The 8,304-nt window shown below is 58.8% G+C and carries 8 protein-coding genes; 3 read left to right on the forward strand and 5 right to left on the reverse strand.

Going from position 1 to position 8,304, the window contains the following annotated elements; genetic code table 11:
* Positions 1 to 21: 21 nt before the first annotated feature.
* The 4 genes from HPY58_04300 to HPY58_04315 all read right to left on the reverse strand — a co-directional run bounded on the left by HPY58_04300 (position 22) and on the right by HPY58_04315 (position 4,913).
* Entirely contained in the window at positions 22 to 2,223 is a 2,202-nt protein-coding gene (locus tag HPY58_04300; protein NPV28872.1) for an amylo-alpha-1,6-glucosidase, read from the reverse strand.
* Between the two features lie 44 nt (positions 2,224 to 2,267).
* Positions 2,268 to 3,485, reverse strand: coding sequence for a glycosyltransferase family 4 protein (locus tag HPY58_04305; GenBank protein ID NPV28873.1), 1,218 nt, complete (start codon positions 3,483 to 3,485; stop codon positions 2,268 to 2,270).
* 134 nt (positions 3,486 to 3,619) lie between these two features.
* Entirely contained in the window at positions 3,620 to 3,916 is a 297-nt protein-coding gene (locus tag HPY58_04310; protein NPV28874.1) for a hypothetical protein, read from the reverse strand.
* 157 nt (positions 3,917 to 4,073) lie between these two features.
* Positions 4,074 to 4,913, reverse strand: a complete 840-nt coding sequence (locus HPY58_04315) for a histone deacetylase (protein ID NPV28875.1) — start codon at positions 4,911 to 4,913, stop codon at positions 4,074 to 4,076.
* Between the two features lie 202 nt (positions 4,914 to 5,115).
* Here HPY58_04315 and HPY58_04320 point away from each other — a divergent pair, with 202 nt between their 5' ends.
* From HPY58_04320 to HPY58_04330, 3 genes are read left to right on the forward strand one after another with little or no spacing between them, the layout of a single operon-like run.
* Entirely contained in the window at positions 5,116 to 6,216 is a 1,101-nt protein-coding gene (locus HPY58_04320; GenBank protein NPV28876.1) for a hypothetical protein, read from the forward strand.
* Positions 6,191 to 6,430 (forward strand): hypothetical protein, encoded by a 240-nt coding sequence (locus HPY58_04325; GenBank protein NPV28877.1) that lies wholly within the window; start codon positions 6,191 to 6,193, stop codon positions 6,428 to 6,430. Before HPY58_04320 ends, HPY58_04325 begins: the two co-directional genes overlap by 26 nt.
* 44 nt (positions 6,431 to 6,474) lie before the next feature.
* The gene (locus tag HPY58_04330) at positions 6,475 to 7,587 is read left to right on the forward strand and encodes a M20/M25/M40 family metallo-hydrolase (protein NPV28878.1); all 1,113 of its coding nucleotides are present in this window, start codon (positions 6,475 to 6,477) and stop codon (positions 7,585 to 7,587) included.
* A 58-nt stretch (positions 7,588 to 7,645) separates the two neighbouring features.
* Here HPY58_04330 and HPY58_04335 read toward each other — a convergent pair whose 3' ends face one another.
* Positions 7,646 to 8,134 carry a GNAT family N-acetyltransferase gene (locus HPY58_04335; protein NPV28879.1) on the reverse strand — a complete coding sequence of 163 codons (489 nt, stop codon included), beginning with the start codon at positions 8,132 to 8,134 and terminating at the stop codon, positions 7,646 to 7,648.
* Positions 8,135 to 8,304: the final 170 nt, after the last annotated feature.

Genomic DNA, 8,304 nt, shown 5'->3' on the forward strand with positions numbered 1-8,304 from the left:
CCGGACCGGGCAATTAAATTTTTAAGGCTGGATGGTAACCTTGATATCACCCTCGCACCTGATCACATTGCAAAAGGTCTTCCCACGGCTTCGGGCAAATTCCAGGTCGACGCGCCCCGACCCCACCGCAAGATTCTGAACGTAAAGCTCGTTCAACCACTTCGGGAGAAAGGGCTTCCCCACCCGGACCTCTTTTTCCCGGCAGCTTAAACCCAGCATCGCCCGCAGGAACAGAAAGATGCTTCCCACCGCCCAGGCCTGAGGATCACAGGAGGTGGGGTAGCGGACCGGCCCTCCCACCTCGCGCCGGGCAAAGCCGCAGAAAAGCTCCGGAAGCCGGTAGTACGGGAAAAACAGGGCCGCTTCGAAAACGTCGGTGAGAAGCTGATCGAGGAGCGCAAACTGCCCGTAGCGGCGCAGGCCCTGCGCAATTATGGCATTGTCGTGGGGCCAGACAGAGCCGTTGTGGTAGCTCATGGGGTTGTAAGCCTTTTCGGCCGCGCTCATCGTTCTGATCCCCCAGCCTGAATAGAGGTCTGGGGCGAACAGGCGGTGGGCCACCTGCTCTGCCTGGGGCGCCGGGAGGATTCCGGTGAAAAGGCACTGCCCCGCATTTGAGACAATCGTTTTCAAGGGGCGCTTCCTGTAATCCAGGCAAAAGGCAAGAAACCCCTCATCCTGCAGCCAGAAATCCCGCAGGAAATTGTCCCGCACCCGGGAGGCCTCCTGGTGCAGCTTCGCCCCTTCTCTGTAGTCACCCAGGACGAACATCAGATCGGCAGCATACCGGAGCGCAAGGTAGAGGTAAGCCTGGACCTCCACCAGGGCGAGCGGCCCCCGGGGAATGCTCCCGTCCTTGTCCACCACTCCATCCCAGGAGTCCTTCCACCCCTGGTTTGTGAGCCCGTGCTCCGACTCCCTCAGGTACTCGACATAACCGTCCCCGTCGAGATCGCCGTACTTCCGGTACCAGTCCAGACACTTGTACAGGGGGCCGGCCATTTCCTCTAAAAACTCCTGATCCCCCGTCCAGTAGTACACTTCGGCGAGAAGAATAACGAACCAGAGGGTGGCGTCAACCGAGCCGTAGTAAGGGGTGTGGGGAACTTCTTCGGCGCACGCCATTTCGCCGCGCCTGATTTCGTGAAAAATCTTTCCCGGCCTCTCCTCCCGCCAGGAATCGATTTTCTGCCCCTGGTAGCCGGCCAGAAAGCGGAGGGAGTCCTTCGCGATCTCGGGATTGAGAATCAGAGTTTCCCAGGAGGTGATCAGGGCATCCCGCCCAAAAGGAGTGGCGTACCAGGGGATGCCTGCATCCACAATCCGCCCCATTCCGGCGTAATCTGTCATCAAGGCCCGCAGGTCGGTTACGGCCCGGCTGACCATCTGGTTGAAATGGCCGTTGTCCGATGTGAAGGAGGTGCACTCCCGGCGCCACTCCGCATAGCTCTTCTCCAGTTCATAGGCGGCCCTGGGGAAGGCGATCTCGATGTTGTCCAGCTCCCGCGGGCTGCCCGGCCAGTAGCCGAAAACCCCGGGCGCCTGCGCCTTTTCCCCGGGCCGCTCGATAAAAGGGGTCACCTGGAGAAAAATGTAGCGCTTTTTCTGGGGAGGGAGGTTCAGCTCAAACTCGGCGATCCCGTGGCCCTCCTCAGACCAGATTTGAGCCGGCGCGGGAGAAAAAGCAACAAGAGTGGAGCGCCGGATCTGGTCTCTGCCCAGGTAGGAAAAAAGGAAGCCATCGGGCCGGATCGTTAAGGGGTCATAGCTGCCCCGCGCCGCCCGGCGCGCCCCCCTGACCTCAAAGATATCGGCAAAGTCGGCACAGAAGACGAAGCGCACGCGGATCGAAACGGGGCAGGGCGCGAAGCTTACAAAGCGCATGCGCTGGTACAGGCTGTGCTTCAAAACCCGGAGGGTCCTGAGGTGGAGCGTCTGCAGGGGAATCACCGCCCCCTCCGGAGTTTTAATCTCGCTGTTCGTCGTCTCGATCTGGGAAAAGTGGCTTCCCCGGGTGATGCCGGAGAGGAAAACAGGCTTCGTACCCGCCAGGTAAACCTCGAGACAGCTCAAGAATCTGGTATCCATGTAGTAGAGGCCCAGGCCGGCGCGGTTCTCCCGGGTGATTTCCCCGCTTGGCAGGGAAACGAGAAAAACCTCACCTTCCTTCAGGACCTCGGTGACGGGCTGAATCTCCTGGGGTGAAATCCGCCAGATGTCCAGCGGATAAAGAGGGCAGATCGACAAGGGACTTCGCGTCTCCTCTCTCAGTGATTTTTAGTTGCAGCGGTCTCGGCCAGACTGATCCTCCCTGCCGCTGCCTGCTCGTAAACGGCCCGCGTCCGTTCGACCATGATTTCCCGGGTGAAGGCAGTCCGGACCCTCTCCAGCCCGTTCTCCACCAGGGTCCGGGCCAGCTTCTGATCCTCCAGGAGAGCGATCAGCCTCTCCGCAAGCTCCCGGTGGCTTCCTTTTTCGATCAGGAGCCCGCTTTTCCCGTCCTCAATGATTTCCGGCATCCCTCCCGCCTTGCTGGCAACAACCGGGCGCCCTGAAGCCATCGCTTCCAAAAGGGCGATTCCAAAAGGCTCCTCGAAGCAGGAGGGATAAATGCAGACATCGGCTGCCTGATACATGGCAGGCATCTCTTCCCAGGAAAAGAAGCGGACAAAAACATGCCCGGCAAGCTCCAGTTTTTCCACAAGGGCCATGATCTGCGCCACTTCCCGATCCCGCACCCGGTCCCAGTCAACAGTCTGCTCCGTCCCGGCAAGCACGAGCAGGACCTCGGGGAAAGCCTTCTTCACCTCTTTCAGCGCCTGGACGGCAAGGTGAGAGCCCTTGGCAAAGCTCATCCGGGCCGGATGAAAGATCACCCGCTTTCCCTTCAGCTGCGGGAATTTTTCCCGCGCCCGTTCCTGGGCTTCGGAATCCGCCGGCGGAAACCGGTTCAGATCGATCCCGTGGTGGACCACCGTGATCCGGTCTTCGGGATACCCGGAGGCCGCCAGTTCCTTTTTGATGTAGGAGCTGACGGCGATGATCCCATCCCACTGGCCGGCGCACCAGAGCATCTCCTCCCAGAGCCTGTCCTCCCAAACATTATGGGCGGTCAGGAGGAGGGGCACCCCGGCGTGAACCTTAAATTCTCCCAGGATTTGGGCGTGAACCGGAGAAAAATAGTGCATGTTGTGGGCATGGATCAGATCCGGACTGCTTTGCTCAAGAAAAGAGGTGATCTCCTCTGCAATTTCCTGGCGCCGCGCCTGAATGGAAGCAGGGGAGAGGGAGTTCAGGTCCATCAGGGGGGTGCGCCGGACGCGCATTCCCTCCCAGTAAAATTCCTCTCTCTTTCCCCCGCAGGTGCCTGTCAGCAGGTCCACCTGCCAGCCCCTCTTGACCAGTTCCGGCCCCAACAGGACGAGATGAGTTTCTACGCCTCCAATTACAGGGGGAAAAGCCCAGTGCAGCATTGCCACTTTCACCAGTCCCTACCTCCTCGCTTGTTTAGCTTCAGGCAACCTGGAACCAGCCTCCAGAACACCAGTTCCCCAAATTGAAAGCGTAAACCCTCATTCTATTTTATTTACAATTCTCAGTCCGAATTTTTATATAACCTTTACAAAAACTTTACAAAAAGCAGCTGGGTCATTCGGGAAGGTGCCGCGAAAGAACCGAAGAGCCAGATAGAGAGATACCAATGGGTGTTTTTACAAGCAATTTTATTATACCACAAAGTTGCCTGCTTGTAAAAACAGGAAAGAAACTTTCCGAAGAAAAGTCCGGCGGGACCATCGCCGCAGAAATCTGAACACGATGCTGCGCCTGCGCGAGCAAAAAATGGGGGGGCACGGAACGCGCGGCGGCCGGCCAACGGTTTTTCTTCTGGAACAAGCCGGAGTTTTATCCGGGCCATCCCGGGTCTCCTTACCCGCTTCGCCTGAAGGATTGCACCGCGCCCAAAGTCAAGGGTCCCCACGCTTCCGGGGCGGTCCCTCTTGGAACAAAAAATGCGCCAGAAACTGCCTGGGCTGCGGCTCTCCGCTTCTTGATCCTGAAGCGCCGGGAGCTTTTCAGCCGGCCTGAGAATTCAGCAGAACAAGCAAAATGCTGCGGATGGCAGCCTTTGCCACATCGGCGCGGGAGCCACCGCTTAAAACGAAAAGCAGAGGCTTCCCCGCCGCAAATTGCTTGACCTTTGCGGCAAAAGCCGGGTAGGCGGCGTCGGTGAGGCGAAACCCTCCGTAGTCTTTGAAATGGGAGTCATGCCCGAAGATCACGAACATAAAATCGAACTCGTAGGACCGGCTGAAGGCCTCGTCCAGGGCCCTGAGAAAAGCCTCGTCATCGGCCGCCCTCAGGCCGAAGTCGTAGTTGTGGTAAACCTCGTCGGCTCTGCTGTCCCAGCCGGCGTAAAAGTTCAGGTGAATTACCTCGGGGTCCTTTCCCAAAAGGTCGCGCGTGCCGTCCCCGAAGTGGGGGTCGACGTCGAGGACGAGAAACCTTTTCAGCCCGTATTTTTTTCTGAGGTGAAGAACTGCAGCCGCAACATCGTTTAAATAACAGAAGCCCCAGAAATGGCTGCGGCCGGCGTGGTGGCCTGCGGCCCCCACGTAGGCAAAGGCCGCCTCCGCTTCCCCCTCCGCCAGCGCCGCAGCCCCTTGAACGACCCCGGCGCAGGAAAGGGCCGCAACGTAGTAGAACCCTGCTTCTTTCACCTCCGCGATGTGCTCGGGAGTGTGAATCTGTTCGATCAGGGCATGGACCTCGGGAGTCAGAACAGGAGTGGCCACCTGGATCCGGTTTTCGAGAACCAGATCCCTTAAACTTTCAAAAGAAGGGGCCACCCGCTCCTTCAAAACCGGGTGCCCGTACTCTCCGAAGTCCTTATGATAGATCACCATCACCTTCATCTCCAGTCAAACCTCCTTTTAGGCAGGCTCCCCTGAAAAAGGGAGAGCCGCAGCCGGATGGATCCAGTTAAGACTTCACCGCGCGCGACTTAAATCCCTTTTGGTTTAAGTCAAAGCATGACCGCGAACTCTAGATCAACCCCTGCGCGTATTGTAAAATGAAATGTGGAACCAGGCCACAAATCCGCAAGGGGAAGAGACCATGAAAGAAGGGAGCTGCCCCCGGGAATGGCAGGAAAGCGCCCCGGAAATCCTGAAAAGAGGCCGCCTGGTCGTCCTGGTAGGAGAAGTTGACAGCGGAAAGACGACCTTCGCCGCCTACCTGGTAAACGAAATATTGAAGGCGGGCCTCTCCTGTGCGGTGGTTGATGCCGACATCGGACAGTCGAGCATCGGCCCCCCCGGGACCGTCAGCCTCGGCTTTCCGGAGCGCCCCATCGAGGAGCTCTCAGATGTGGCCATGGCCTCCTTTTACTTCGTGGGAGCGGTCAGCCCGCAGGGGCACCTCCTCCCTTGCGTGGTGGGCGCCAAAAAGATGGTGGAGCTGGCCCGGAAAAGCGGGAGCCCCGACAGGATCGTCGTCGACACAACCGGCCTGGTGCAGGGAAGGCTGGGCAGGACGCTCAAAGAGTACAAGCTGGACATCTTAGAGCCGGAGGCCGTCGTTTTCTTTCAACGCAGGAGAGAGCTTGAAGGCCTGGTCCGGCTTTGGGAGCGGAGGAGCCTGGTTTTCAGGCTGCGGGTGGCGCCTGAGGTCCGGCGCAAAACCTTCGAGGCGCGCGCCCGGAACCGCGAGGAAAAATGGCGCCGGTACTTTGAGGGAAGCCTCGAACACGAGTTTTCCTTGCGCGAGGTCGCATTTTCCCGGAGCATCCTTGGCACCGGACAGCCGCTCGCGAAAGAATGGAGGGAGAACATCGCCCGCTCCCTTGAAAAAAGAATCCTCTGGATGGAGTGCTCCCCCGAGCGGAGCTTCGTGGTCGCAGGGGACCGGTTGAGCGAAGATGAGCTGCTCTGGCTGCGCACCTCCCTGGGCCTGGGGCGGAGCCGCATTTTCCAGTACCACCCATCTTACTTCGAGGGGGTCCTGGTGGCCCTCATCGACGAACTGGGAAGGGCGCGGTCCCTGGGGATCGTGAGAGGTGTGGATTTCGCAGGTGAGAAAATCAAAATTCTCTCCCCTCTTCCGGCGGGCGAAAAGATCCGGGAGATCCAGTTTGGAGACTACCGCTTTCCCCCGGCAGGCGGGGAGCCGATTTTCAGGAAATCGACTTTTGATGGGAGGGATTTTGATGCCCGGTAAAGGCTTCTGGTGGAAGTTCGGCGGCCCCTTTGGGTTCGGCTTTGCCTGGGGTGCGCCCCCCTTCTGGGGAAGGTTCGGCTCCTTCCCGAGCGTGGAGGAGGAGGTCGAAATGCTGGAGGAATACAAAAGGCACCTGGAAGAGTGCAAAAGGTCGCTGGAGGAAGAACTGGCGCAGGTCGAAGAGCGGATCCGCAGACTCCGCGGCAAGGAATAAAAGGGATGGCTTAATTTAAAAGACGGTTAAAGGAGGGAGTCGCCGTGGAAAGGCTCGTCAGGGATAAAATCGATCTCCTGGAATTGCAGGAAACACTTCTGCAGCTGATCGAGATTCCCAGCGAGAGCGGGGCTGAAGAGCCGCTCCTGCAGTATCTGGAAAAACGGCTCGAGAAGCTGGGCCTGCCTCAGATGCGCCAGGAGGCGGCGCCCGGACGCAGCAACCTCGTTCTCAACCCGCTTCCGGAACCCGCGCTCCTCCTTGACGCCCACGTCGACACCGTCCCGGTCGTCATCGAGGGCTGCCCCTGCCTGACGCGGGTCGAGGGAAGGCGCATTTTCGGACGGGGAAGCGCCGATGCCAAGGGGGGAATCGCCTCCCTGATTGCAGCCCTGGAGCTCCTGAAAGAAACGGGCAGGGATCTCTCCAACTGGCCGGTTACGGTGGTTTTTACCGTTGACGAAGAACAAACGGCAATCGGTTCTGCCGCGGCAGCAGCATTTTTCCGCCCGGCTGAGGTAATCGCCGTGGAGCCCACCGGGCTCGCCATCTGCCCCGCCCAGGCAGGATCGATCACCGTTTCCATCAAGCTGACCGGCTACCCGGCCCACGGAAGTGAAATGGAGACGGGGAGAAACGCAATTCAGCAGGCCTCCGAACTCCTGGCCGACGTCAGGGAGCTTCCCTTTCTCCGGGCAGAGCACCCTCTGCTCGGAAAAAACAACTTTAACATCCAGAAGATCAGCGGGGGAACAGCCGAGCTTGTGGTTCCCCAATTCTGCGAACTAAACCTGGATTTCCGCGTCCTGCCTGGCCAGGAAATTCAGGACATAAAGGAGGAGCTGGCCTCTTTTTTGAGTGCCCGGGGGGCCGCTTACGAATTTCTCGACCTTTCACCCCCCTTTGAGGTTCCGGCAGACCTGCCTGTAATCAAAAAGCTGGAGAGGGAGGCCCGCGCCGTCCTGGGAAGAGCGCCGCGGCTTGGCGGCTTCCGGAGCTGGAGCGATGCGGAGAACTTTGCGGCAGCCGGCGCCCCGGCAGTTGTCTTCGGCCCCGGGAGCCTCGCCGTTTCCCACACACCTTTTGAGCATGTCGACTTAGAAGAGGTAAGGGCGGCTGCTCACATCCTGGCAGCCCTCTTCCGGAGCTATCTTTAGCGCCTGCAGACATTTCAGAGAAAAAGCCCAAACCGGTTCCCGTCCGGAACCGGTTTTTTTACGCTCCTTCCCGCGCCAGGTCCTTCAGCATCCGGATCCATTTTCCCCACTTCCCCTCTTCCCAAAAGCCCTCCCGGCGGTAGAAGCCCTGCGCCTTTTCGTTTTTTTCCCCCACCCACAACTCGATCCTCCGGGCCCCATGCTCTCTTAGAAATTCAATCCCTGCACGGAGAAGCTGCTTGCCGATGCCCCGGCCCTGAAAAGCAGGATCCACAACGAATTCGTGGATCTCCCCCACCTCTTCCCCGTACCAGGTGTGCCAGCTGTCGTCAACAGCAATGAAGCCGACAGGGCGCGGCCCGACGTGGGCAACCAAAAACCCCTCGCGCGCCCTCCTCTTCAACCAGTGGAGGTAGTGCTCAATCTCCACCTGCTTCGTGTAAGCGTAAAAGGGCATGGAAGAATAGGCGCGCCGGTAAATATCCACCAGCTCCTGCTCCACGGAAACCAGGTCGTTGCTCGCAATCGTACTCGGTACGAGACCCATCTTTTCTCCTGCCTCAATCGTTCTCCCTATAATTAATTTTTTGAAAAAAGAACTTTTTATACACCACACCTGACCCTCTCCTACAAGGATCCGGAGGTGCTATAAAAATGATACATAACAACCCTCACCTTTAGCAAGCAGAGCTGTTACCGGGCTATCCTGGCTTCCGC

The organism is Bacillota bacterium, from assembly GCA_013177945.1.
Classification (GTDB): domain Bacteria; phylum Bacillota; class DSM-12270; order Thermacetogeniales; family Thermacetogeniaceae; genus Ch130.

Excerpts from the sequence above, each read along its gene's own strand:
- HPY58_04310 (NPV28874.1), bottom strand. The coding sequence starts at position 3,916 with ATGGCCCGGATAAAACTCCGGCTTGTTCCAGAAGAAAAACCGTTGGCC.
- HPY58_04315 (NPV28875.1), bottom strand. The coding sequence starts at position 4,913 with ATGAAGGTGATGGTGATCTATCATAAGGACTTCGGAGAGTACGGGCAC.
- HPY58_04320 (NPV28876.1), top strand. The coding sequence starts at position 5,116 with ATGAAAGAAGGGAGCTGCCCCCGGGAATGGCAGGAAAGCGCCCCGGAA.
- HPY58_04325 (NPV28877.1), top strand. The coding sequence starts at position 6,191 with ATGGGAGGGATTTTGATGCCCGGTAAAGGCTTCTGGTGGAAGTTCGGC.
- HPY58_04335 (NPV28879.1), bottom strand. The coding sequence starts at position 8,134 with ATGGGTCTCGTACCGAGTACGATTGCGAGCAACGACCTGGTTTCCGTG.